Raw genomic sequence first — 23,391 nt, 5'->3', positions numbered from 1 at the left:
CTCCTTCAATCTTCCTCGTCGTCGTCCGGTGGCAGGTCTCGCGCGGGGCCTAGTTCCCGCTCGAGGTCGGCCGACATCTTGCGTGCCGAGCCCACCGCCATCCAGATCGACACGCCGAAGCCCACCAGGACCCCGACGATCATTCCCCAGGGGCCCGTTCCAGCCAGCGCGTCGACCGCTGCCCCGAACCCCAAACCGACAAACAGTCCCCCCAGCAACACGCCGAGGAGGCGATATCCATATCCGGCCGCCTTGACGCCATAGTCCTGTGGCGTCTGGACGGTCCGGGCCTCCAGAGCCCCCGCCCGAGCGCTCAGGCGCCGGAGCGCTTCCTCGCGCGTCTCGTCATGCTGCGGCATGGAAGGGAGGCCTCGCGCCCCGTCACCCCGGGTAGCCGGGACTTCAGGTCGCGCGGAACCTATAGACGCGTTTGCAGTGCGTCAAGATTCGTTCGAGACCAGGTAAATTCTTGTTTTTATTTATTTATCTCAACGCGCGACTATCGCGCGGCCGTGACGTTGCGTCACTGGGCGGCCATCGCCTCGGCTTGCCGCAGGTCCACCGAGACCAGTTGCGAGACGCCCCGCTCGGCCATGGTCACGCCGAACAGCCGATCTGTGCGCGCCATGGTCACCGGATTGTGGGTGATGACGATGAAGCGCGTCTCGGTCCGACGGCACATCTCGTCGACCATGTTGCAGAAGCGGTCGACGTTGGCGTCGTCGAGCGGCGCGTCCACTTCGTCCAGCACGCAGATGGGCGCCGGCTGAGCCAGGAAGACCGCGAAGATCAGCGCCGAGGCCGTCAGCGCCTGCTCGCCGCCGCTCATGAGGCTCATGGTCGCCAGCCGCTTGCCGGGGGGACAGGCGTAGATCTCGAGCCCCGCCTCCAGCGGATCGTCCGATTCGACCAGCCGCAGCTCCGCCTGGCCGCCCTGGAACAGCGCGGAGAACAGCGTCTTGAAATGCTCGTTGATCACCCCGAAGGCGGCGGTCAGCCGTTCGCGGCCCTCGTGGTTCAGTTCGTCGATGCCCTGGCGCAAGCGCGCGATGGCGCCGGTCAGGTCCGCCCGCTCGACGTTCATGGTTTCCAGCCGCGCGGCGAGCTCCTGCGCCTCCTCCTCGGCGCGCAGGTTCACCGCACCGATGCCCTCACGCTGGCGCTCCAGGTTGAAGAGGTGCGCCTCCATGCCTTCGGCGTCCGACGGGATGGCCACCGCCTCGTCGGCGAGTTTCCGGGCCAACTCGTCGGGCTCCATCTTGGCGGCTTCGCGAATGTTCTCCGAAACCTCCTTCAGGCGCTGCACGGCAGCCTCGGCATGAGCCGACAGGCTGGCGCGAACCTCCCGCGCTTCCGAAGCCGCGGCCTCGGCGGCGCGCAGCGCTCGGTCAGCTTCCGCACGCTCGTGCTCGGCCGCGGCGAGGGCGTCGGACGTCTTGGCCCGGCGCGCCTCGGCCGCGGCCAATTCGTCCAGCAGGGCCGACTTGCGGCTTTCCAGCGTCGAGGGCGCATCCTGAGCCGCGACCAGCGCTGCGTGCGCCTTGCCGCGCGCCTCGTCCAACTGGGCGACTCGCTTGGCCGCCGCGGCCGCGCGGCGGGTCCAGTCGTCATGCTCGCGGGTTAAGGTCTCCAGGCGGCGCGCGCGGCCATCGCGCTCGCGGATCTCCATCTCATAGGCGGAACGCGCCTGGGCGGCGGCCTCGCGGGCCGGGCCGGCGGCGGCGCGGGCGGCCGCCAGCTGCTCGGCGATGTCGGTCGCCTCCCCCTCGTCGCCCGCCTCGGCCACCACGGCGGCGAGCTGACCCTCGTGTTCCGCAAACTCGGCTTCGAAGCGGCCGATGAGGTCGTCCAGGGACGCGGCGCGCGCCTCCTTCAGCGCCGCCTCGCGGTCGAAGCGCTCCAGCGCGGTGCGGGCCTGGGCCGCGCGTTGCTCCAACGCCGGCGGCTCGCGCCGGGCGGCCCGCAGGGTTTCGTCCGCGGCCCGCACACGGGCCTGCGCCGCGTTGGCGGCCTCGCGCGCGGCGCGGGCGCGAGGCTCCAGCTTCTCGATCTCGGTCTCGACCTCGCTGAGGCGGGTCTTCTGTTCCAGCCGCACCGCGGCCGGCTTCGGGGCGTCGGCCCGGGCCGTGAAGCCGTCCCAGCGCCAGAGGTCGCCTTCGCGCGACACCAGGCGGCCGCCCGGCGGCAGAGCCTTCTGGAGCCGGTCGCCATCGGCGCGATCCACCAGGGCGACGTAGGCGAGGCGCGCGGCGAGGGCGGCCGGAACCTTCACCAGGGGCGCCAAAGGCGTAGCACCTTCCGGCCAGGCCGGGGCCGGAGCCTCGCGGCCACTCCAATGGGCGGGAGCCGCGGGATCGAGCGAGGCGTCGAGGTCGTCCCCGAAGGCCGCCGCAAGGGCTTTCTCGTAGCCGCGGTCCGGCGAGACCGAGTCCAGGGCCGGGGCGAAGCCGCCGCGCCGCGCCTGGGCGACCAGCGCCGCCAGCGCGCGGGCCTCCGCCGTCAGCCGCCCGAGTTGTTCCTCCAGCTTGCGCGCCGCCTCGCGGGCGACGGCCTCGGCCTCGGTAGCCTTGGCCCGTTCGTCCTCGGCGGCGTCCAGGGCCGTGCGGGCGGCCGCGAGAGCGGTCTCGGCCTCCTCCAGCGCGATCCGCGCGGCGGTGGCCTGCGGGTTGAGGATCGGCCCCAGCGCCTGGCGCTCCTGCTTCGCCTGGTCCAGGGCGCGCCGGGTGCGGGCGAGCCGGCCTTGAGCTTCCTCGACCCTGGCGCGGGCGGCGCGGCGCTGGGCTTCCTGCGCCGCGAGTTCCCCGGCCAGTCGCTCCACCTCCGCATCGGCGGCGGCGCGCGCGGCCTCCGCGGCCCGGACCGCGGCCTCGAGCTCGGGTCCCCGCTCGGGCGCGGCCTCGATCTGGCCCCGCAGCGCCTCAAGGTCCTCGGCCAGGCGCTTCAGCGCGACCTCGGCGTCGTCGGTGATATGGGCCTCGCGCGCGCGGTCGGCGTCGATGCGCTCGAGGTCGCCGGTGAGGCGGGCCAGCTCTGCGGCGTGCGCCTCCTCCTCCCGCTCCAGCCGGTCCTTGTCGATGGCCAGCTTGTGCAGGATGGCCGCAGCGATGGTCTCGGCCTCGCGCAGGGGTTTCAGCTCCGCCTCCGCCTCGGCGGCGCGCGTCGTGGCCGTGGCCGCCACGCGCGCCGTCTCCTCCACGGCCCGGATCGCAGCCTGGCTCTCCGAGACGAGCCGTTCAGCCGACGCCTTCGCCTCGGCCCACTTGGCGTAGAGCACGGCGCCCTGCAGCGCCCGGATCTCGGCCGACAGGCGCTTGTAGCGCTCGGCCTGCCGCGCCTCGCGCCGCAGGCGGCCGAGGTTGGCCTCCAGTTCCTGGGCCACGTCGTCCAGCCGGGTGAGGTTCGCGTCGGCGGCCCTCAGCCGCAGCTCGGCCTCGTGCCGGCGGGAGTGGAGGCCCGAAACGCCGGCCGCCTCTTCCAGGATCAGCCGGCGGTTTTGCGGCTTGGCGGCGATCAGCTCGGAAATCTGGCCCTGACGCACCAGGGCCGGCGAGCTGGCCCCGGTCGACGCATCGGCGAACAGCAGCTGGACGTCCCGGGCGCGCACCTCGCGGCCATTGATCTTGTAGGTCGAGCCCGCGCCCTTATCGATGCGGCGGACCACCTCGATCACGGGATGGTCGTTGAACGCCGGCGGCGCCCGGCGTTCTGCGTTGTCGATCGTCAGCGAGACTTCGGCGTGATTGCGCGCCGGCCGGTTCGAGGCCCCCGCGAAGATCACATCGTCCATTCCGCCGGCCCGCATGGCCTTGGCGGAATTGGCCCCCATCACCCAGCGGAGCGCCTCCAGCAGGTTCGACTTCCCGCAACCGTTCGGCCCGACGATGCCCGTGAGTCCTGGCTCGATCCGAAACTCGGTCGGATCGACGAAGGACTTGAAGCCCGCGAGCCTGAGGCGCTGGAAGTGCACGGCCCGCTAGCGCCTCCCCGTAGACTTCGACGCCCGCGCGACCGCGGCGTCCAGATCGGCGAGGGTCGGCGTCTCCTGGTTGGGGAGCTGGACGCCGTTGACGAAGAAGGTCGGCGTGCCGGTCACCTTGTCGGTCCCCGTGGCGTACTCCAGCCGCGCCTGCAGCGCCTCCTGCGCCTTCGGGTCGGTGATGCACGCCTCGAACTGGGCGTCGGTCAGGCCGTTGTTCCTAGCGATCTCCACGAAGATCGGCTTGATCGAGCCGCCCTGCCAGCGGGCCTGGCTGCGGAACACCTCGTCGACGATCTTGAAGTAGTTCTTCCCGCCGTCGCACCGCGCCAGCATGAAGCCGGCCGCCGCCACCTGGGGCGGGGCCGTCAGCAGCTCGCGGATGGTGAAATGCACCCGCCCGGTGTCGATGTACTTCGCCTTGAAGGCCGGGAAGACGTCGGCATGGAAGTGGGCGCAGTGCGGGCAGGTGAGCGACAGATACTCCACCACATGCACCGGGGCCTTGGGGTCGCCCAGGCTCATGTCGCCCGGCGCGGCCTTGAACTGGGCCCAGGCGGGCGCGGCCGCGCCCGCCGCCGTGGCGGCGGCGGCGGCGATCGCGGCCCGGCGGGTAAACGCGGTCACGCTACTTGCCCGCCCCGGCGACGGCGGCTTCCAGCTCCTGCATCGAGAGTTCGCCTTCCTTCAGCTTCTTGCCGTTGACGTAGAAGGTGGGGGTCGAGGTGATGTTGCGGTCCTTCTGGGCCGCCTGGACCCGGTCGTTCAGGGCCTTGGCCGCGGCCTCGTCCTGGACGCAGGCGTTGAACTGGGCCTCGGTCATACCGGCCGACTGGGCGACCTTCAGCAGCGTGCCGCGCGCATCGCCGGTTCGGTACATTTCTTCCTGGCTGTGGAAGAGCGCATCGATCACGCTGAAATACTTGTCCTTGCCGGCGCAGCGGGCGACCAGCACGCCGGCCGCGGCGACGGCCTCCGGCGGCGTCAGGAACTCGTGATAGGTCCACCGCACCTTGCCGGTGTCGATGTACTTGGCCTTGAACGCGGGGAAGACGTCGATCGCGAAGCGGCCGCAGTGGCTGCAGGTGGTCGAGGCGTACTCCTCGATGTGCACCGGCGCGTCGGCCTTGCCCATGGTCATGGCTTCGGTGGACGCCGCACCGCCGCCCCCCGCCTTGTTGCAGCTCGCGAGCGCCAGAGCCGCGCCCGCGGCGGCGGCGACCATCAGGAGACGGCGGCTGAGGATCGACATCGAAGACCTTCCGGCAGTTCTGAACAAAGGATTAAAGCGCGATTCCCGCGCGCCCCAAGCAACCCTCGCAAGAGGGGCCCGGCCGGCAGATGCCGATGGGACCGCGGCGGATATGTGTCAACCTTGGCCTTGGCGCTTGAGCACGCCCCGTCCCAGGGCGAGCAACGCGTCCTTCAGCTTCCCGTCCGGCGCTGCGGCGAGGCCCTCGGCCAGCTTCGCCTCGGCCGCGGCGTCCAGCGGCGCGGCGCGGCGGCGGGGCGGCGGCTCGGCCTGCCGCTGCAGCGGCCCCTGCACGATCCGCAGCTTCTGGACCGCCTCGGGGCCGAGGAACACGTTCACGCGCGCCAGGATCTCGTGGGCCTGATGCTGGATGATGGCGGCCGCCGGTCCGGCGACACGGATCTCCAGCGACGACGCTCCGCAGTTGCGCCCGCGCACCAGCTTCACCGGCTCGGTCCGCCGGGCGATCTCGGGACCCACCACCTCGCGCCAACGCGTCGTGAGCGCGCCCGCGCCCTGGCCGTACTTGGCGTCGAGTTCTCTCACGAAGCGGTTCAAGGCGCGGCCCGCCGGCGGCGCCGGCCTGAACTGCGGCCGCGTCTTCTTCTGCGCGAGGATCAGAAGCGCTTCCTCTCGGGTGGGGAGCTGGCGGGCCATCTCCCTATTATCGTCATCCCACGGTCGTCCGAAAGACGATCCCGGGTATCCAAGCAGAATATCGGGATGCAGCGAGGCTGCTGGGGTCTCCGGATCGCGCTCGCGCGCGACCCAAGGATGACGATATGAGGGCCTCGTGAACCCCGACACCCTCCGCGCGCAGCTCCTAGCCTGGTATGACGCCAGCGCCCGTGACCTGCCCTGGCGCGTGGGCCCCGCCGACCATGCCGCCGGGGTGCGCCCCGATCCTTACCGGGTGTGGCTGTCCGAGGTGATGCTGCAGCAGACCACGGTCCCGCACGCGACGCCCTACTTCCTCAAATTCACCGCCCGCTGGCCGACCGTCGCCGACCTGGCGGGCGAAGCGGACGGCGAGGTCATGGCCGCATGGGCGGGCCTCGGCTACTACGCCCGCGCCCGCAACCTGCTCAAGTGCGCCCGCGCCGTGGCCAGCGAGCACGGCGGCGTCTTCCCGGACACCGAGGAGGGCCTGCGCGGTCTGCCGGGCCTCGGCCCCTACACCGCCGCCGCGGTCGGTGCGATCGCCTTCGACCGGCCGGCCAATGTGGTGGACGGCAACGTCGAGCGGGTGATGGCGCGGCTATTCGCGGTCGAGACGCCCCTTCCCGACGCCAAGCCCGAGCTGAAACGTCTGGCCGCCGGCCTGGTCCGCGACCACCGCCCGGGAGACTGGGCCCAGGCGCTGATGGACCTTGGCGCCACGATCTGCCGGCCAAAGGCGCCGCTCTGCGACCGCTGCCCGGTCGCCTCGCACTGCGCAGCCCTGGCGACCGGCGCGCCGGAAACCTACCCCCGCAAGACTGCGAAGGCCGCGCTGCCCCATCGCCATGGCGTAGCCTACGTCCTCACCCGCGGCGACCAGATCGCGCTGGTCCGCCGGCCGCCCAAAGGCCTGCTCGGCGGCATGCTGGCCCTCCCTACCAGCGACTGGCGGGCGGCCCCCTGGAGTGACGCGGAAGCCGCCGAGGCGGCGCCCGCCCCGGCGGCATGGCGCGGTGTCGGGGAGGTGGAGCACGGCTTCACCCACTTCACCCTGACCTTGCGCCTGCTGCGCGCCGAGGGAGACGCCGCGGACGTGATCTGGAGCCCCCGCCGCGATCTCGACGCCCTGCCCAGCGTGTTCCTGAAGGCCGCGCGGGCCGGGTTGACGAACCTGCTCTAGCGGCGGCGTGGGAAGGCGACGCTGAGGATCGCGAAGCCGGCCAGCGACAGGGCCAGGGCCGTCGCCGGGATGGCGGGCACCCCCCAGGCGGCCAGCGATGCGCCGCCCGCCGCCGACCCCAGCGCCTGACCGACGGCGATCACCGAGCCGTTGAGCGCGAGAGCCACCGGCGCCCCATCGGTCATCTGGATAAGCCGCGACTGGATAACGGGCGTGATGGAGAACAGCGCCGTCGCCGCGACCAGGATGGCGAGCGCCACCAGAAGCTGGCTCGGCAGGCCGGGCGGAAGCGCTTGGTGCGTGGCGGCGAAATGCAGGCTCATGGCCACGCCCTGGATCGCGAAGCCCTGCATGATCCAGGCCTTGCCCACGTTGCGGTCGGCGGCCCGGCCGCCGAGCCAGAGGCCGATGATCGATCCGAACCCGATCATGGCCTGGAAGGCCCCGACGCCGGCGCCGGTCACGCCAGCCCCCACCCGCACGATGGGGGCGATGTAGAGGTTGAGCGTCATGTTGGCGGCGAACACCAGGAAGGTGGTCAGGTACAGCGGCCAGATCGCCGAGACCGCCACCGCCCCGCCCTCCCGCTTCGGCGGCGCGGGCGCCGGCGGCAGGAACAGCGTCACGGCCACCAGCGCGGAAGCCGACAGCAGCGCCGCGAACAGGAAGGTGGCGCGCCAGCCGAACAGCGAGCCCACGACGCTTCCCATCGGGATGCCCAGCACGAAGGCCAGGGTCATGCCCCCGGCCACCATCGCCAGCGCCGACCCGCGCCGCTCGGGCGGGACCATCGAGGCTGCCGCCACGCTGGCGGCCGGCCCCGACATGGCGCCCGCCAGTCCCGCCAGCCCGCGCAGGCCCAGCAGGGTCTCGAAGTTCGGCGTCACCGCGCAGGCCAGGTGCAGCAGCAGGCCGAAGCTCAGGCCTGCAAGCACCACCAGTTTGCGGTCGAACCTGGCCAGTACATGGGCCGCCACCGGGCCAAGCACGGCAGAGGTCAGGACGTAGGCGGTCTGGAGTTGGCCCGCCACGGCGGTCGAGACGCCCAGGTCCGCCGCCATGGTCTCGAGCAGGCCGGCGAAGATGAACGCCGCCGAGCCGAAGGCGAACGTCACCATGGTGAGCACGAACACGCGCGGATTCATCGCCGCGACCTGCCCATGCCATCACCCCCCGCCCAAAACACCTGTTCGGATCAGGGTGGCCGAAGAACGGGTATGGGGTCCAGCGACTTCCCCCGCGCGGGGGCCGAAACCGGTCAGATCGGCATCTGCGCGCGGACCTTGGCCCGCAGCACGTCGATGGGCGCCAGGCCCTTGTCCGTCTTGAAGTGCCAGTAGGTCCACCCGTTGCACGCCGGGGCTGACTGCACCATGGCGCCGACCTTGTGGATCGAGCCGGCCAGCTCGCCCACCACCAGGCTGCCGTCCGCCCGCACCCGGGCCGCGTTCTGGCCGCGCGGGCAGTACAGCACGTCTCCGGCCCGCAGCAGCCCGGCCTCCACCAGGCTGCCGAAGGGCACGCGGGGCTCCGACTTCTTGGAGCCAGTGACCGCCATCTCCTCGGCGGTGGCCGGGATCACCCGCGCGATGCGGGCCTCGGCGATGGCCGCGTACTCCGCCTCGCGCTCGATGCCGATGAACTTGCGGCCCAGCCGCCGCGCCACGGCGCCGGTGGTGCCGGTGCCGAAGAACGGATCCAGGATCACGTCGCCCGGCTTGGTCGAGGCCATGATCACCCGGTGCAGCAGGGCCTCGGGCTTCTGGGTCGGATGGGCCTTGTCGCCCTTGTCGTCCTTCAGGCGCTCCTCGCCCGTGCACAGAGGCAGGGTCCAGTCCGAGCGCATCTGCAGCTCGTCGTTCGCCATCTTCATGGCGTCGTAATTGAAGGTGTAGCGGCGCCCGCCCCGGCTCTTGGCCGCCCAGATCAGGGTCTCGTGGGCATTGGTGAATCGCGTGCCCTTGAAGTTCGGCATCGGGTTCGACTTGCGCCAGACGATGTCGTTCAGGATCCAGAAGCCCAGGTCCTGCAGCGTCGCGCCCACGCGGAAGATGTTGTGGTAGCTGCCGATCACCCACAGCGCCCCGTCGTCCTTGAGCACGCGCTTGCACTCGGCCATCCAGGCCTTGGTGAAAGCGTCGTAGGCCGCGAAGCTCTCGAACTGGTCCCAGTGGTCGTCGACCGCATCCACCTTGGAGTTGTCCGGCCGCAGCAGGTCCCCGCCAAGCTGGAGGTTGTAGGGGGGGTCTGCGAACACGAGATCGACCGACCTGTCGGGGAGCTTCTTCAGCTCCTCCAGGCAATCGCCGTTCAGAATGGCGTCAACCGGCAGCCCCATGGCCCAACCTCAAACACAACAGAAGGCGTGAATCTTCAGGCCAACATGGTGAACAGGCCGTCAACGACGGTTTGGGCAGGCGTCAGGCGGCCAGCACGGCGCCCACGTGCCGTTCCAGGGCGCCGAGCAGTTGGGGCACGGAGACCGGCTTGTTCAGGTGGCCGTCGGCGCCGGCGCGGGCGCCTTCGTCCACGTGCTCCTGCAGCCCATTGGCCGAGACGATGAGGATAGGCATCCGCTGGCGACCCTGCTCGACCTCCCACGCGCGGATCCGCCGGGTGGCTTCGAAGCCGTCCATCACCGGCATCTGGATATCCATCAGGATCGCGTCGAACCCGCCGGTGACGGCCGCCTCCACGCCGAGAAGGCCGTTCTCCGCCTCCGCGTGCTCGATGCCCGCAGAGTCGAGGATCAGCCCCATGACCTGGCGGTTGATCTCGTTGTCGTCGACGATCAGGACCCGGAAGGTGCGCTCGACCTCGGCGGCGTAGGCCACCGCGTGCGGTTCCGCGGCGCCCCCGTCCGGCAGCGCCGGCAAGTCGAGGCTGAAGGTGAAGGTCGAGCCCTGGCCCGGCGTGCTCTCGCAATCCAGTTCACCGCCCATCAGCGCCACGTACTCGCGGCAGATCGCCAGGCCCAGGCCCGCCCCGCCGTAGCGTCGGGTGGAGCTGTCGTCGGCCTGGCCGAAGGCGCCCAGCAGCTCGGCTTTGAGCGCCGCATCGAAGCCGACGCCCGTGTCGCGCACCTGGAAGGTCACGCGGTCACCCTGGCGGTCGAGCCGGATCACGGCCTCGCCCCTCTCGGTGAACTTGACGGCGTTGCTGGCGAGATTGCCGAGCACCTGCCGCAGCCGCACACCGTCGCAGGAGACAGGGTCGCCCGCGCCGGGACCGATCTCCAGGCGCAGGGCCAGTCCCATCTGCTCCGCCTGCGGCGCATAGAGGTCGCAGACGGACTGGACCAGGCTGCCGAGCGGCGTGGGTTGCGGGCGCAGCTCCGCCGATCCCGCCTCGATCTGCGCCAGGTCCAGCAGGTCGCCTAGCAGGGCGTTCAGCAGGTCGCCCGACGTCTTGATGACGCCGACCAATTCCTGCTGCTTGGCCGACAGGCCGCTGGCGACGAGCACGTCGGCGACGCCCAGGACGCCGTTGAGGGGCGTGCGGATCTCGTGGCTCATATTGGCCAGGAACTGGCTCTTGGCGCGGTTGGCCGCCTCGGCCGCGTCGCGCGCCTCCGAGAGCACCCGCGCCGTTTCGCGCTGCTCGGTGATGTCGCTGATCTTGGTCACGCCACCGCCGTCCTGGGTCGAGAACGCCTGGTGCCGGATCCAGCGACCGTCCGGCAGTTCGAGCTCGACCCCTTGGGTCCGGCTCCGGTCGTAGAAGTCCGAGAGAGGCGCATCGACCGCGTGCCCCGCCTGGGGCGCCCAGCCGGCGGCGAAGACCGCCTGCGCAATCTCCGAACGTGTGAGACCGTGGCGGACCTCGACGCCCGCAGCGGCCACCAGGCCGGCATAGGCCTTGTTCCAGGAGAGCAGGCGGCCGTCGGGGTCGTAGAAGGCGAGGCCGGACGGCACGGCGTCCAGCGCATCGCGCAGCCCGTGAAGCGTGGAGCGCCGTCCTAGCGCCTGCATCCAGATCAGGCCGGATGTCGCCGCCAGGATCAGCGCCACAAGCACCACCGTGGCGACCGCCAGCGTGTCGCGGCCGGCCAGTTGGGCAGGCAGGGCCAGCGCCGGATCGGGCGCTAGCTCCACCGCGGTCATGGCCGTGAAATGCAGTCCGACGATCGCCAGCACCATAAGACCGGCCGGGGCGACGACCACCCACTGCCGGTCGACGCGCGTGCGGAGATAGAACGCCGCGGCGCCGCCCAGAAGGCCGACGGCCATGGCGGCGACGATGAAGGCCTCGTTCCATTCGATCTGCGCCTGCATGCGCCAGGCCGAGATGCCCGTGAAGTGCATCGCGCCCACCGCCATGCCGGCCAGGGCGCCGCCCGCCAAAGCCGTGGCGCGGGTGTCGCGATGGACCGGCAGGGCGAAGCCCGCGCCCATGCCAAGCACCGCGATCAGCCACGACAGCGCCGTGGTCCAAGGTTCGTAACCCATGGGAAGGTCGGGCTCGTAGGCGAGCATCGCGACGAAGTGCGTCGCCCAGACGCCCGAGCCGGCGACCACCCCGGTCAGCGCCGCCCACACCCACCGGACCGCCGATCCGGCCGCCTGCAGGCTGCGAAGGTGGAAGCCGAACGCCGCCGCGCAGGCCGTCGCGCAGACGAGCGCCGCGAGGACAACCAGCTTCAGGTCATGGTCGACGGCGATGCACGCAAGGACGGAAAACATGGACGCTCAGCGTTGGGGAGGCCAACAGCTGTAACGGCGGCGCGTTAACATTGGCTGGCCAAACGCTCGTCAGCCGTGCGTCTAGCGCAAGTACGCCCGCGACGAAGGAGCGCACCTTTCGGCGCGCGTCGCGGTCCGGCAGGGCCTCAGCTGTCGAACGGCAGCTCGTCCTGAAGCTCGCCGTCGAGGCGAGGATCCTTGCCCGCCAGCACCAGCTTCACCGGCCGCCAGGCGCGCCGATGGATCTCGCACGGGCCCAGGTTGACCAGGGCCTCCAGGTGGGTGGGGGCGTTGTAACCCTTGTGGCTGGCGAAGCCGTAGCCTGGATAGAGCGCATCCATCTCCATCATCAGCCGGTCGCGGGCCACCTTGGCCAGGATCGAAGCCGCCGCGATGGACTTCGACTTCCCGTCGCCGCCCACCACCGTCTTCACCTCGCAAGGGAGCTTGAAGCGGTAGTTTCCATCCACCAGCGCGAAGACCGGCTGGACGCTCAGGGCCTCGATCGCCCGGCACATCGCCAGCCCCGTGGCGTGCAGGATGTTGAGCTCGTGGATCTCCTCGACGCTGGCGAAGCCCACGCCCCAGGCCATCGAGGTCGCCTTGATCTCGATCTCCAGCGCCTCACGCGCCTTGGCGGTCAGCTTCTTGGAATCGTCCAGACCCTTGGGGATCTTCCGCGGGTTGTCATGCAGGATCACCGCGGCCGCGCTCACCGGCCCGGCCCACGGGCCGCGCCCAGCCTCGTCCACGCCACACACCGGGCCGCCGACGAAGGCCTTTTCCAGAAGGAGCGTGGGACCCTTGGCCACTAGACGCGCCCGTCGCTGAAATAGATCACGCGCCGCTTGTCGGGCGAAATCCCGACCACCACAGGCAGCCCATCCAGGCACGCCGTCCGACAGGCGGGATCCTCGAAGTAGACCATCGCACCCGTTTCAGATCGCCTGACCACGGGCTGACGGCCGGCAAGTAGCACTCCACGCCGCGCAGCTTCGCGACGGGCAAGCGAGATCGCCTCGGAGTCACTGAGCTTCCCGTCGAAGCCGCCGTACATGTGCTCGCACCCGGCAAGCATCAGGGCGCAGGTAAACAGCGTCGCAATCCTCATCGCACCAGCGTCTTCACCTGGTCGTGGCGGAAGCAGCAGGTGAAGTGGTCGTTGACCATGCCCACGGCCTGCATCCAGGCATAGACGATGACCGGGCCAACGAACTTGAAGCCCCGGGCCTTCAGCGCCTTCGACACCTCGACCGCCAGCTCCGTCTGGGCCGGGACCTCGCCGAAGGCGTTCCACCGGTTCTGGATCGGCTTGCCGCCCACGAAGCCCCAGCAGAACGCCGAGAAGTCCTCGCCGCGCGCCTGCATCTGCAGGTAGATCTTCGCGCTCTCGATGGCGGCGTCGATCTTGGCGTTCGACCGGACAATGCCCGCGTCGGCCATCAGACGCGCACGATCGGCCTCCCCGTAGTGGGCCACCTTCTCAGGGTCGAAATTGTCGAAGGCTGCGCGGAAGGCCTCGCGCTTCCTCAGGATCGTGATCCACGCGAGCCCCGCCTGGAAGCCGTCGAGGACCAGCTTCTCCCACAGCGCGCGGGAGTCATATTCCGGCACGCCCCATTCGGTGTCGTGATAGGCCTCGTACAGCGGGTCGCCGGCCATGCCGCGCCATTCGCACCGAGTCAGGGTCCCAGTCATCGGCGGCACTCTCAGCGCAGCCGGGGGCTGGAAACAAGGGGCCAAAGTTTCGATGGCGTTCGAAGGCTTCCAGTTGTCGCAGGTGGAAACCGGCGAGGTCTCGCTCCGCGTTCGCCGCGGCGGCTCGGGCCCGCCGGTGCTGCTGATGCACGGCTACCCTGAGACCCACATGATGTGGGCGCAGGTCGCCGAGGGGCTGGCGCGCGACTTCACCGTCGTCTGCTTCGACCTGCGCGGCTACGGCGGCTCGACCGCCCCGCCCGCCAGCGAGGACCATGAGACCGCGTCCAAGCGCGCCATGGCCCGGGATGCCATGGCCGTAATGCGCCATTTCGGCTTCGAGACGTTCGACGTGGCCGGCCACGACCGGGGCGGACGTGTGGCCTACCGCCTGGCGCTGGACCATCCGCAGGCCGTGCGGCGGCTGTCGATCCTCGACATCATCCCGACCGGCGAAGTCTGGGCCCGCGCCGACCGCCGGTTCGCGCTGGGGTACTGGCACTGGCCGTTCCTGGCCCAGCGCCATCCGCTACCGGAAACCCTGATCAACGCGGACCCGGAGTACTTCTTCTTCAAGGGCCAGTACCCGCAGGCGTCCGCCATGTTCGCCCCCGAGGCCTATGCCGAATACCTCGAAGCCGTGAAACGCCCCTCCGTGATCCACGCCATGTGCGAGGACTACCGCGCTGGCGCCGGCTACGACCGCCGCCTGGACGACGCTGACAAGGCCGCCGGCCGAAAGATCGCCTGCCCGGTCCAGGTGCTCTGGGGCGGCAAGGGCGCGCTGGCCGCCTGGTACGACCCCCTCGCCATCTGGCGCGAATGGGCCGACGACGTCCGCGGCCAGTCCCTCGACTGCGGCCACTTCATCCCGGAAGAGAAGCCGGCGGAGACGCTTGAGCTGCTGCGGGCATTCTTCGGGGAACGGTGATCCCCCGATGCGGGATTAGGTCGCGAACTCCGTCACCGCGGCCGCCATCCAGTCTGGAACCTCCACCCGCGCCGGCCGCCCGTCGACGGTCAGGGGCGCACCGAGCGCTCGGTCCAGCCGCACGAGGGCAATGGCGCGTCCTTCGCCGCCCGACAGCACCTCCCCCGCGCGCAGCTCGCCGTTCAGCACCTCGGCCCCGGGCGCCGGCGGCGGCCCGTCAACCACCAGCGGCAGCATCCGGTTCTTGATCGTCCCGCGCCGCTTCATCCGCGAGGTGGTTTCCTGGCCGACGAAACAGCCCTTCTTGAAGTCGATGCCGTTCAGCAGGTCGAAATTGGCTTCGATGGGATAGGTCCTCTCCGTGCCCCAGTCCGCCGGCCCGGGCACGCCCAGCCGCAGCTTCTGGGCCTCACGCTCGGCCTCGGTCGCCAGGGTCGCGCCCGGCGGCGCCGTCACCCCGTAGCCGCGCCAGCCCAGCTCCGGCAGCCGCGGGTCGCGGACCCATCCGGCCCGGTCCTGCGGATCGCCGCCGAACAGGACGCTCACCGGCGTGTCGTCCGCCGCGACCTCCACCTTGGCCCGCAGACGATAGAGGGTCAGCCGCTGGACCAGCGCCTCGCGATGCGCCGCTTCGACGTCCAGCCAGGCGCCGTCGCCGCGGGGAACCACGAACAGGTCGTAGAGCAGCCGGCCCTGGGGCGTCAGCAGGGCGCCGAACCGCGCCTCGCCCTCCGCCACCGTTTCCACGTCCTGGGTGATCAGCCCCTGCAGGAAGCTGCGCCAGTCGGGGCCGGCGAGCGCGATGAGCGAACGGCTTGGCAAGTGCGCGAAGGTGACAGTCTGCGACATCCCGACAATTTGGGGCCGCGCGGTGTGGAGCGCCAGCGGCCGCGTGCGTATAGGAATGCCGATGTCGGCTTCCTTCCCGATCCTTTTCATCACGGCCACCCGAATCGGCGACGCCGTGCTGTCGTCCGGCCTGATCAAGCGGCTGGCCGACGAGATCCCCAACGCGCGCTTCACCATCGTCGCCGGCCCGGACGCCGCGCCCCTGTTCGCCGCGGTTCCGAACCTGGCCCGGGTGATCGTCCTGGAGAAGTCGAAGAGCGGGAGCCACTGGTTCGAGCTCTGGCAGAAGGTGCGCCAGACCAACTGGGGCCTGATCGTCGATCTGCGCGGCTCGGGGATCTCGCGCTTCCTGTCGACCAAGCGCCGCGCCATCCATCGCAAGAGCGCCCAGCCCATGCACAAGGTGCTGGAGGCGGCTCGTGTGCTGAAGATCGAGGACGAGCCGGCGCCGCCCCACATCTTCACCAACGCCGATGTCGAGACCTATGCCGACGAACTGACCCGGGGCGCCGGTCCCATCCTGGCCATGGCGCCGGCAGCGAACTGGGTCGGCAAGACCTGGCCCGTCGAGCGGTTCAGCCAGGTGGCCATGACCCTGCTGCACGGCTACGGCCCCCTGGCGGGCGGGCGGTTGATGGTGCTGGGCGGGCCCACGGACGAAAGCCTGGCGCGGTCGCTGAAGGACTCCGCCGGCCGCCGCTTCATCAACCTCGCGGGAAAGGTCGACCTGCTGACCGCCTTCGCCTGCCTGAAGCGGGCGCGCCTGTTCATCGGCAACGACAGCGGCGCCATGCACCTGGCCGCCGCCGCCGGCTGCCCGACCATCGGCCTCTTCGGCCCCTCCGACGAACGCCTCTACGCGCCCTGGGGCGAGCACGCGCGGGTGGTGCGCGGCCCCCGCTCCTTCGAACGGATCCAGGCGGTTGACCCTGGCTTCGGCCAGGCGCTGTGTCACATGATGGACCTGCCGGTGAAGACCGTCCTCGCCGCCGCCAACGACCTCCTGAAAGCCACGGAACCCCGGAATGCCTGACACCACCTACGACCTGATCGTCCGCGGCGGCGAGGTGGTGAACCACGCGGGGCGCGGCCCGGCCGACATCGGGATTCGCAATGGCAAGTTCGCCACCATCGGCGACCTGTCGCAGGCCTCCGCCGGCGAGGTGTTCGACGCCTCCGGGCTGACGGTCATGCCGGGCGTCGTCGACACCCAGGTCCATTTCCGCGAGCCGGGTCTGGAGTGGAAGGAAGACCTGGAGACCGGCTCCCAATGTGCGGTGCTCGGCGGCGTGGTGGCCGTGTTCGAAATGCCGAACACCGAGCCGACCACCACCGACCCGGATGCGCTGGCCGACAAGCTGAAGCGCGCGAACCACCGCATGCATTGCGACCACGCCTTCTACGTGGGCGGCACGCACGAGAACGCCGCCTTCCTGGGCGAGTTGGAGCGCCTGCCCGGCTGCTGCGGGATCAAGGTGTTCATGGGCGCCTCAACCGGCACGCTCCTGGTGGCCGACGACGAGGGCGTCGAGCAGGTGCTGCGCAACATCAGTCGCCGCGCCGCCTTCCATTCCGAGGACGAATACCGCCTCGCCGACCGCCGCCCCCTGGCCCGGACCGGCGACTGGACCAGCCATCCCGAGGTCCGCGACGCCCAGTCGGCGATCCAGTCCACCGAGCGCCTCGTGCGCCTGGCGCGCAAGACCGGCAAGCGCATCCACGTCCTGCACGTGACCACGAAGGAAGAGATCGCCTACCTGGCTGCGCACAAGGACGTCGCCTCCGTCGAGGTCACGCCCCAGCACCTGACCTTGGCCGGCCCCGAGGCCTACGAGCGGTTGAAGGGGTTCGCCCAGATGAACCCGCCGATCCGGGACGCCGCCCACCGCGCAGGCCTCTGGGTTGGCGTCGCCAACGGGGTGGCCGACGTCCTGGGCTCCGACCATGCCCCGCACACCCGCGAGGAGAAGGCCCGCCCCTATCCGGCCTCGCCGTCAGGCATGCCCGGGGTGCAGACTCTGCTGCCCGTCATGCTCACCCATGTGGCCGACGGGAAGCTCAGCCTGGAGCGGCTGGTCGACCTCACCAGCCACGGCGCCCAGCGCATCTTCGGCCTGGCCGACAAGGGCCGCCTGGCCGTGGGCTACGACGCCGACCTCACCATCGTTGACCTCAAGGCGCGGCGCACCATCACCCACGAGCAGATGGCCACCCGCGCCGGCTGGACCCCGTTTGACGGCTTCGAGGCCAAGGGCTGGCCCAAGGCCACCATCATCCGCGGCCGCGTCGTGATGCGCGACGACGAGATCGTGGCGCCCAGCCTGGGCGAGCCGGTGCGGTTCCTGGAGACGCTGCCGGCCGACGCCTGAGGCGCTACTCCAGCGCCGCCAGCACGTCCCGGGCGAACTTCACCTCGTCGAACCGCGCCGCCGCGGAATCGAAGCCGCGGCGGACGATCACAACCTTCTTCGACGGGACGATGAACACGTACTGCCCGCGGTTGCCGTTCATGCCGTAGGTTCCTTCAGGCAGGCCCTGGGCAGGACCGTACAGCCAGAAGAACGCCCCATACCCCGGCCCCTTCTCGGGCTGCGCCGGCCCCGGCGTGGCGACGAACCTCGACCAACCCTCCGGCAGCAGCAGCCTGCCGTTCCACACCCCGTCGTTCTGATAGAGCAGGCCCAGCCGCGCCAAGTCGCGGGCCGTGGTCCAGACCTGGCTGGAGAGGATGTAGTTCCCCTGCCAGTCCGTCTCCGGCGTCGTGTGCCGCATCCCGATCTTCCAGAGCAGTTCGGTGAAGGGGAACGCCAGCGCGTCCGGCCCGTCGCCCAGGGCCGCTCGTACGCTGCGCGCCGCCAGTAGCGTGTCGTTGTTCGCATAGCGGAAGCGGGTGTCGGGGGCGACCTCCAGCGGCATCCGCGTGGCCCACTCCGTGACCAGCCCACCGCCCACATAGACCTCGTCCGTGCGGTTGCCCGGCCCGTCCGTCCAGAGGCCCGAGCCCATGTGCAGCAGCTGGGCCAGGGTGATGGCGGCCCGGGGGTCGCCCGCCGCTCGCCACTCCGGGATCTCTGCCGGTCCGTCGACCTTCAACTTGCCCAGGTGCGCGGCCCGTCCCACCACCGTCGCGGTCAGGCTCTTGGCCGCCGACCAGGTCCGCTGCGTCGTGTGCAGGTCGTAGCCGGGACGGTAGCGCTCGCCGACGATCTTCCCGTCCTTCACGACCACCACGGCGGTGGTCTTGCCGCCGTAGACGCCCGGGTCGAAGGCCTGGGCCAGCAGGGGTTCCAGCGCTTTTGGGGTCTTCCCCGTGGCCTTCTCGTCCCCGTCGGGCCAGTTCGCCTTGGCGGCCGGCGGCGGTTCGATCTCCAGGCGCGGCAGCTTCGCCACCGCCTCCGGGCCTGCCCCGATCGGTAGTTGCGCGCAGCCCAGGTTCGGCCGCCAGGCGGCGATCCGCGGCGGCAGCTTCGGATCGAAGGCCACGCTCACCGACTTCGCCTGCCGGTCCACCACCGCCGGCAAGGTCCGCACCAGCGCCTGGTAGTCCGGATAGATCCCCTCCAGGTCGTCGGCGGCGATCTCCGTCTCGGGCCGGCCGGCGTTGAAGACCCCGCTGCACAGGAAGGCGGCCTTGTAGCCTGCCGCCAGCGCCCGCACGTGCGGGTCCTCCGCCGCCGTCGCGCCGTTGGCCAGCACCGCGGCGGCCATCGCCGCCAGAAAAATCGACCGCATGTGGCAGACCCCTGTCGAATCGGGCGGACGACGCCCGTCTCCCCGGTGACGCACGCTATCGCGTCGCGCAAACTTCAACGCCGGAGAGGACCCAAATGAAGTACATGCTGATGCTCTACGAGCCCGAAGGCGCCTACGAGGGCGAAGCCGGCCAGAAGACTCTCGCCGAGATCATCGCCCAGCACATGAAGCTGGCCGAGGACCTTGTCGCCGCGGGCGTGGAATTCTCCGGCGAAGAACTGCAGCCCACCCGTGAGGCCCGCACGGTTCGGACCGACGCCGCCGGCGCCAAGACCGTTCACGACGGCCCCTTCGCCGAGACCCGCGAGCACCTGGGCGGCTACTACGTCATCGATGTCGCCGACCTCGAAGCCGCGACCGCCTGGGCCCGCAGGGTTCCGATCATCCCGGGCGGCAAGGTCGAGGTCCGCCCGGTGGTCGCCCACTGATCAGGAGGAGGAGGGACCGATGCAGTACATGATCCTGATCTACGAGCCCGAGGACGCCTACGCCGGCGAGGCCGGCGAAGCGGCGCTGAAGGACATCGTCGCGAAACACATGGTCTTGGCCGCCGAGCTGCGCGCCAAGGGCGCCATGAAGGATGGCTCCGGCCTCCAGGACAGCTCTACCGCGACCACCGTCGTGACCCGGGGCGGCCGACAGACACTGCACGACGGCCCCTTCGCCGAGACTCGCGAGCATCTCGGCGGCTACTATCTGATCGACGTGCCCGACCTCGACGAGGCGCTCGCCATCGCCCGGCGCGTCCCCGTCGTCGACGGCGGCAAGGTCGAGGTCCGCCCTCTGGCCGTCCACTGATGCGACGCTTCGGCCAGGACATCTCCACCGCCCGGCCGCGGGTCGTGGCCGCCCTGGCCGGGCGCCTGCGCGACCTGGACCTGGCCGAGGACGCGTTCGCGGACGCTGCGGCCGCCGCGCTCGTGACCTGGCCGAACCAGGCGCCGCGCGACCCCGCCGCCTGGCTGTGGCGGGCGGCCCTGCGGCGCGCTATCGACGCCAGGCGCCGCGCCGCCGTCCGTGACCGCGCGATCCTCGATGCCCCCGAGCCTCTGCCTACCCCCGAGGAGGCGCTGATGGCGGCCGATGAGCCCATACCCGACGAGCGGCTGAAACTGATCTTCGTGTGCTGCCATCCCGCGCTGGCGCCCGACATCCGCGCCGCCCTCACGCTCAAGGTCGTCTGCGGCCTGTCCACGGCGCGGCTCGCGCGCGCCTTCTTCACCGCCGAGCCGGCCATGCTGCAGCGGATTACGCGGGCCAAGCGCAAGATCGCCGGCGCGGGCGTGCCGTTCGAGGTCCCCAGCCGTCCTGCCTGGCCGGAGCGGCTTGAAGCGGTCCTGGCCACCCTCGAGATCGCCTATGCCCAGGCCTATGAGGACGCCGCCCTGGCCGATCGCGACGCCGCGCCCTTCGCCGCCGAGATCCTGCGCCTGTCGGGCCTGCTGGCCGAACTCATGCCCGACGAACCCGAGGTGCTGGGTCTGGCCGCCCTGGTCCGCTTCGCCGAGGCCCGGCGTCCCGCGAGGCTCGACGACATGGGGGCCATGATCCCACCGTCCGAGCAGGACGTCGGCCTCTGGCGGCGCGACCTGATCGCCGGGGGAGCCGACCTCCTGGGCCGCGCCGCCGAGATCGGCCGCAGCGGTCCGCGCCAGATCCTGGCCGCCATCCACGCCGCCCATTGCACCCGCGCCGAGGCCGGCGTGACGGACTGGCCGACCATCGCCGCGCTTTACGACGTTCTGGCCGAGGTTCGCCCCCATGCCGCCGTCGCAGTGAACCGGGCCGTCGCGATCGGGGAGGCGCGGGGAGCAGACGCGGGCCTGGCCGAACTCGCGCGGATCGACGGCGTGGAGGACTGGCTGCCGTACCAGGCCGCGCTGGCCGCGCTGAGCGCAAAGGGCGGATGCCCGGACCAGGCGCGCGACGCGTACACCGCGGCCTTAGCTCTGCAACCACCCCCTGCCGAGCGCCTGTGGCTCGAGCGCAGACGGCGTGACCTTGACGTGGCGTGATCTCTGCGCCGAGGTTGCATAGCCCCGTCGAGGCCCTATTGGTCGGCCGGCCTCAACTGGGTCGCCGATGCTTTGCCGCCTTCTCTATGTCAGCCGCATTTCGGACGCGGCCGCCGCGAACCTCCCGCACGCCATGGAGGAGATCCTCGTCGTCTCCGCGCGGCGTAATACGCCCGACGCCGTCACCGGCCTGCTGCTCGCCGACGGCGCAAGCTTCGTGCAGGTGCTGGAGGGCCCGGACGCCAGGGTCATCGCCTGCTACGAGCGCATTCTTCAGGACCAGCGCCACCACGACATTCGCCTGCGGTCGCTGGCCAGCATCGATGAACGAAGCTTCCCGAGGTGGTCCATGTGCGGCCTGACCCTCTCGGACCTGGAAGACAAGCTGCTGGCGGCGTCCGACATCGCCTTCGAACTCCGCGAGGCGGATCCCGGCGCCCTGCTGCAGCATCTGGAGGGTCTGGCGGCCCGGCACGCACGCCAGCTCGACGCGGCCCACGCAAAGCTGGTGGCCGCGTCCTCGAGCAGCGGCCGCGCCTCACCGACCGTCTGACATCGCGGCTCCGCTCGGCCAAAGACGGGCTTCCCTTTCGCGGCCGGCGCCCGTAACGCTCGGGCATGGACGCCGAGCTCAACATCTCGACCGCTCCCTTTCGGGATCCCCGCTACGCGCCGCGCCGCCTGACGGTGGAGGCGCGGCCCGGCGGCGAGTTCGTCCTGACTAACCCGACGCCGTACTCGACTCAGTTCCAGACCGTCACCGCGTCTCTCGCCCATTGGGCCACCGCCGCGCCGGACCGCATCTGGCTGGCCGAGCGTTCGGGCGAGGGCTGGCGCACCGTGACCTTCGCCGAGGCTTGGCAGCGGATCGCGGCCCTTGCCGGCGGCCTTCAGGAATTGGGAATCGTCGGCGAGCGCCCGCTGCTGATCCTGGCGCGCAACGCCATCGACCACGCGCTGATCGCCTATGCCGCCATGGGCCAGGGAATGCCGGTCGCGCCGGTCTCGCCGCAGTACGGCCTGCCCGGCGCCAACATCTCCCGGCTCACCCACGCCTGCGAAGTCCTGAAGCCTGCCGCGGTCTATACGGAGGACGCGGCCCTGTTCGGGGAGGGCCTCGCCGCCGACGTTCTGGCCGGCCTGCCGGTGATCGCCGCCGCCAACCCCCGTCCCGGCCACGTCCTGCTGGACCGGCTCTACGAGTCCGGGCCAACCGCACCCGTCGCCGCGCCCGACCAGCATGCGAAGTACCTGCTGACCTCAGGCTCCACCGGCCTTCCCAAGGCGGTGATCAACACCCACCGCACCATGAGCCTGAACGCGGCCCAGATCACCGCCTGCTTCGACGATCCGGACCCGCCGGTCATGGTCCATTCCGCGCCCTGGAGCCACAGCCTGGGGGCCAACGCGATCCTGCACTACTCGGCGCACCGCGGCGGCTCGCTCTACATCGACGCGGGCCAGCCGACGGCGGCGAAGTTCGGCGAGACGATCCGCAACCTGCGCGAGGTGGCGCCGACGTATCAGAACATGGTGCCCGCCGCCTGGATGCTGTTCGCCGAGGCCCTGGAGCAGGACGATGGCCTCGCCCGCGCCTTCTTCTCCCGTGTTCGCCTGCTGCAGTACGGCGGCGCGGCCCTGGGCCAGGCGACCGCCGACCGCATCCAGGCCGTGGCGGTGCGCACGGTGGGCGAGCGGATCAGCTTCGGCTCCGGCTACGGCGCCACCGAGACCGGCCCCACCGCCTGCAACGTCCATTGGCCGAATGCGCGGATGGGGATGATCGGCCTGCCCTTGCCCGGCACCTCGGTGCGCCTGGTTCCGGAGGCAGGCAAGCTGGACTTCCGGGTCAAGGGTCCGCAGGTCACCCCCGGCTACCTGGGCCGCGCCGAGCTCTCCGCCGCCGCCTTCGATGAGGAAGGCTTCTACCGGCTGGGCGACGCCGCCCGGTTCGTCGACCCCGCCAATCCCGAAGCCGGAATGATCTTCGACGGCCGGCTGTCCGAGAACTTCAAGCTCGCGTCCGGCACCTTCGTCTCGGTGGGCGAACTGCGGATCGGCGCCGTCGGCGCGATCGGCGACGCCGTGACCGACGCTGTGGTCTGCGGCGAGAACCGCGACGCGGTGGGCCTGCTGCTCTATCCCAACCCCACCCGCCCGCGGGCCGAGATCGAGGCCGCCGTGCGCGCGGGCCTCGCGGCGTTCAACGGCCGCGCCAAGGGCTCCGGCGGCCGCGTCGCCCGCGCCCTCGTGCTGCCGGACGCGCCCGACGCCAGCTCCGGCGAGATCACCGACAAGGGCTACATCGCCCAGAGCCTCGCCCGCACCCGTCGGGCCGAGGCCATCGACCGGCTCTTCGCCGACCCCGCTCCCTCCGACGTGATGGAATTCTAGA

The 23,391-nt window shown here is 70.9% G+C and carries 22 protein-coding genes; 9 read left to right on the top strand and 13 right to left on the bottom strand.

Annotated features, from left to right (window positions below; all coding sequences use genetic code 11):
* Positions 1-5: 5 nt before the first annotated feature.
* The 5 genes from A2790_RS12375 to A2790_RS12355 all read right to left on the bottom strand — a co-directional run bounded on the left by A2790_RS12375 (position 6) and on the right by A2790_RS12355 (position 5,885).
* Positions 6-359, bottom strand: a complete 354-nt coding sequence (locus A2790_RS12375) for a hypothetical protein (RefSeq protein WP_068874874.1) — start codon at positions 357-359, stop codon at positions 6-8.
* Between the two features lie 164 nt (positions 360-523).
* A complete protein-coding gene (smc, locus tag A2790_RS12370) occupies positions 524-3,967 on the bottom strand; it encodes a chromosome segregation protein SMC (RefSeq protein WP_293391946.1) in 3,444 nt (1,147 codons plus the stop codon).
* Positions 3,968-3,973: 6 nt separating this feature from the next.
* Entirely contained in the window at positions 3,974-4,603 is a 630-nt protein-coding gene (locus tag A2790_RS12365; protein WP_293391943.1) for a DsbA family protein, read from the bottom strand.
* A 1-nt stretch (position 4,604) separates the two neighbouring features.
* Positions 4,605-5,228 carry a thioredoxin domain-containing protein gene (locus tag A2790_RS12360; RefSeq protein WP_293391940.1) on the bottom strand — a complete coding sequence of 208 codons (624 nt, stop codon included), beginning with the start codon at positions 5,226-5,228 and terminating at the stop codon, positions 4,605-4,607.
* Positions 5,229-5,345: 117 nt separating this feature from the next.
* Complete coding sequence (locus A2790_RS12355) at positions 5,346-5,885, bottom strand: DciA family protein (RefSeq protein ID WP_293391937.1); 540 nt, start codon at positions 5,883-5,885, stop codon at positions 5,346-5,348.
* A gap of 136 nt (positions 5,886-6,021) precedes the next feature.
* On the opposite strand from A2790_RS12355, the gene mutY reads away from it, so the two are divergent.
* Entirely contained in the window at positions 6,022-7,068 is a 1,047-nt protein-coding gene (mutY, locus tag A2790_RS12350) for an A/G-specific adenine glycosylase (protein WP_293391934.1), read from the top strand.
* On the opposite strand, the gene A2790_RS12345 is transcribed toward mutY, so the two are convergent.
* From A2790_RS12345 to A2790_RS12320, 6 genes are all read right to left on the bottom strand, one after another.
* Positions 7,065-8,213 carry an MFS transporter gene (locus tag A2790_RS12345; RefSeq protein WP_293391931.1) on the bottom strand — a complete coding sequence of 383 codons (1,149 nt, stop codon included), beginning with the start codon at positions 8,211-8,213 and terminating at the stop codon, positions 7,065-7,067. The two genes, mutY and A2790_RS12345, sit on opposite strands and share 4 nt — an antisense overlap.
* 113 nt (positions 8,214-8,326) lie before the next feature.
* Complete coding sequence (locus tag A2790_RS12340) at positions 8,327-9,406, bottom strand: site-specific DNA-methyltransferase (RefSeq protein ID WP_293391928.1); 1,080 nt, start codon at positions 9,404-9,406, stop codon at positions 8,327-8,329.
* Between the two features lie 82 nt (positions 9,407-9,488).
* Positions 9,489-11,750 carry an MHYT domain-containing protein gene (locus A2790_RS12335; protein WP_293391925.1) on the bottom strand — a complete coding sequence of 754 codons (2,262 nt, stop codon included), beginning with the start codon at positions 11,748-11,750 and terminating at the stop codon, positions 9,489-9,491.
* Positions 11,751-11,896: 146 nt separating this feature from the next.
* Positions 11,897-12,562, bottom strand: coding sequence for a ribonuclease HII (locus A2790_RS12330; protein ID WP_293391923.1), 666 nt, complete (start codon positions 12,560-12,562; stop codon positions 11,897-11,899).
* Complete coding sequence (locus A2790_RS12325) at positions 12,562-12,861, bottom strand: hypothetical protein (protein ID WP_293391920.1); 300 nt, start codon at positions 12,859-12,861, stop codon at positions 12,562-12,564. Before A2790_RS12325 ends, A2790_RS12330 begins: the two co-directional genes overlap by 1 nt.
* Positions 12,858-13,448: a DNA-3-methyladenine glycosylase I gene (locus A2790_RS12320; RefSeq protein WP_293391917.1), complete on the bottom strand. Its 591-nt coding sequence runs from the start codon at positions 13,446-13,448 to the stop codon at positions 12,858-12,860. The genes A2790_RS12325 and A2790_RS12320 overlap by 4 nt, the downstream gene beginning before the upstream one ends.
* A gap of 52 nt (positions 13,449-13,500) precedes the next feature.
* Between A2790_RS12320 and A2790_RS12315 the strand changes: the two genes are divergently transcribed.
* Entirely contained in the window at positions 13,501-14,379 is an 879-nt protein-coding gene (locus tag A2790_RS12315; RefSeq protein WP_293391914.1) for an alpha/beta hydrolase, read from the top strand.
* Positions 14,380-14,394: 15 nt separating this feature from the next.
* Here the strand turns inward: A2790_RS12315 and A2790_RS12310 are convergent, their stop codons facing one another.
* The gene (locus A2790_RS12310; protein WP_293391912.1) at positions 14,395-15,228 is read right to left on the bottom strand and encodes a folate-binding protein YgfZ; all 834 of its coding nucleotides are present in this window, start codon (positions 15,226-15,228) and stop codon (positions 14,395-14,397) included.
* A gap of 61 nt (positions 15,229-15,289) precedes the next feature.
* On the opposite strand from A2790_RS12310, the gene A2790_RS12305 reads away from it, so the two are divergent.
* Together A2790_RS12305 and A2790_RS12300 are read left to right on the top strand one after the other, a co-directional pair.
* A complete protein-coding gene (locus A2790_RS12305) occupies positions 15,290-16,261 on the top strand; it encodes a glycosyltransferase family 9 protein (protein WP_293391909.1) in 972 nt (323 codons plus the stop codon).
* Positions 16,254-17,597 (top strand): dihydroorotase, encoded by a 1,344-nt coding sequence (locus A2790_RS12300; RefSeq protein ID WP_293391906.1) that lies wholly within the window; start codon positions 16,254-16,256, stop codon positions 17,595-17,597. The genes A2790_RS12305 and A2790_RS12300 overlap by 8 nt, the downstream gene beginning before the upstream one ends.
* Before the next feature lie 4 nt (positions 17,598-17,601).
* On the opposite strand, the gene A2790_RS12295 is transcribed toward A2790_RS12300, so the two are convergent.
* Complete coding sequence (locus A2790_RS12295; RefSeq protein WP_293391903.1) at positions 17,602-18,960, bottom strand: serine hydrolase; 1,359 nt, start codon at positions 18,958-18,960, stop codon at positions 17,602-17,604.
* A gap of 95 nt (positions 18,961-19,055) precedes the next feature.
* Here A2790_RS12295 and A2790_RS12290 point away from each other — a divergent pair, with 95 nt between their 5' ends.
* The 5 genes from A2790_RS12290 to A2790_RS12270 all read left to right on the top strand — a co-directional run bounded on the left by A2790_RS12290 (position 19,056) and on the right by A2790_RS12270 (position 23,390).
* Positions 19,056-19,409 carry a YciI family protein gene (locus A2790_RS12290; protein WP_293391900.1) on the top strand — a complete coding sequence of 118 codons (354 nt, stop codon included), beginning with the start codon at positions 19,056-19,058 and terminating at the stop codon, positions 19,407-19,409.
* Positions 19,410-19,428: 19 nt separating this feature from the next.
* Entirely contained in the window at positions 19,429-19,779 is a 351-nt protein-coding gene (locus tag A2790_RS12285) for a YciI family protein (RefSeq protein WP_293391897.1), read from the top strand.
* Positions 19,779-20,996: a DUF6596 domain-containing protein gene (locus tag A2790_RS12280; RefSeq protein ID WP_293391894.1), complete on the top strand. Its 1,218-nt coding sequence runs from the start codon at positions 19,779-19,781 to the stop codon at positions 20,994-20,996. Before A2790_RS12285 ends, A2790_RS12280 begins: the two co-directional genes overlap by 1 nt.
* 67 nt (positions 20,997-21,063) lie before the next feature.
* Entirely contained in the window at positions 21,064-21,549 is a 486-nt protein-coding gene (locus A2790_RS12275) for a BLUF domain-containing protein (RefSeq protein ID WP_293391891.1), read from the top strand.
* A gap of 65 nt (positions 21,550-21,614) precedes the next feature.
* A complete protein-coding gene (locus tag A2790_RS12270) occupies positions 21,615-23,390 on the top strand; it encodes a feruloyl-CoA synthase (protein WP_293391888.1) in 1,776 nt (591 codons plus the stop codon).
* The last annotated feature ends 1 nt before the right edge of the window (position 23,391 follow it).

Source organism: Phenylobacterium sp. RIFCSPHIGHO2_01_FULL_69_31, assembly GCF_001824475.1.
Taxonomy (GTDB): Bacteria; Pseudomonadota; Alphaproteobacteria; order Caulobacterales; family Caulobacteraceae; genus Phenylobacterium.
Note: the sequence above shows the minus strand (reverse complement) of the source record. Positions and strands in the feature narration are given on the sequence as shown.

Bases quoted from the DNA above. Each gene is read 5' to 3' on its own strand.
- A2790_RS12310 (WP_293391912.1), bottom strand. From the start codon at position 15,228: ATGTCGCAGACTGTCACCTTCGCGCACTTGCCAAGCCGTTCGCTCATC.
- A2790_RS12375 (WP_068874874.1), bottom strand. From the start codon at position 359: ATGCCGCAGCATGACGAGACGCGCGAGGAAGCGCTCCGGCGCCTGAGC.
- A2790_RS12290 (WP_293391900.1), top strand. From the start codon at position 19,056: ATGAAGTACATGCTGATGCTCTACGAGCCCGAAGGCGCCTACGAGGGC.
- A2790_RS12335 (WP_293391925.1), bottom strand. From the start codon at position 11,750: ATGTTTTCCGTCCTTGCGTGCATCGCCGTCGACCATGACCTGAAGCTG.
- A2790_RS12285 (WP_293391897.1), top strand. From the start codon at position 19,429: ATGCAGTACATGATCCTGATCTACGAGCCCGAGGACGCCTACGCCGGC.
- A2790_RS12340 (WP_293391928.1), bottom strand. From the start codon at position 9,406: ATGGGGCTGCCGGTTGACGCCATTCTGAACGGCGATTGCCTGGAGGAG.
- A2790_RS12320 (WP_293391917.1), bottom strand. From the start codon at position 13,448: ATGACTGGGACCCTGACTCGGTGCGAATGGCGCGGCATGGCCGGCGAC.
- A2790_RS12300 (WP_293391906.1), top strand. From the start codon at position 16,254: ATGCCTGACACCACCTACGACCTGATCGTCCGCGGCGGCGAGGTGGTG.
- A2790_RS12280 (WP_293391894.1), top strand. From the start codon at position 19,779: ATGCGACGCTTCGGCCAGGACATCTCCACCGCCCGGCCGCGGGTCGTG.
- A2790_RS12360 (WP_293391940.1), bottom strand. From the start codon at position 5,228: ATGTCGATCCTCAGCCGCCGTCTCCTGATGGTCGCCGCCGCCGCGGGC.
- A2790_RS12275 (WP_293391891.1), top strand. From the start codon at position 21,064: ATGCTTTGCCGCCTTCTCTATGTCAGCCGCATTTCGGACGCGGCCGCC.
- A2790_RS12295 (WP_293391903.1), bottom strand. From the start codon at position 18,960: ATGCGGTCGATTTTTCTGGCGGCGATGGCCGCCGCGGTGCTGGCCAAC.
- A2790_RS12305 (WP_293391909.1), top strand. From the start codon at position 15,290: ATGTCGGCTTCCTTCCCGATCCTTTTCATCACGGCCACCCGAATCGGC.
- A2790_RS12345 (WP_293391931.1), bottom strand. From the start codon at position 8,213: ATGAATCCGCGCGTGTTCGTGCTCACCATGGTGACGTTCGCCTTCGGC.
- A2790_RS12325 (WP_293391920.1), bottom strand. From the start codon at position 12,861: ATGAGGATTGCGACGCTGTTTACCTGCGCCCTGATGCTTGCCGGGTGC.
- A2790_RS12315 (WP_293391914.1), top strand. From the start codon at position 13,501: ATGGCGTTCGAAGGCTTCCAGTTGTCGCAGGTGGAAACCGGCGAGGTC.
- A2790_RS12270 (WP_293391888.1), top strand. From the start codon at position 21,615: ATGGACGCCGAGCTCAACATCTCGACCGCTCCCTTTCGGGATCCCCGC.
- A2790_RS12355 (WP_293391937.1), bottom strand. From the start codon at position 5,885: ATGGCCCGCCAGCTCCCCACCCGAGAGGAAGCGCTTCTGATCCTCGCG.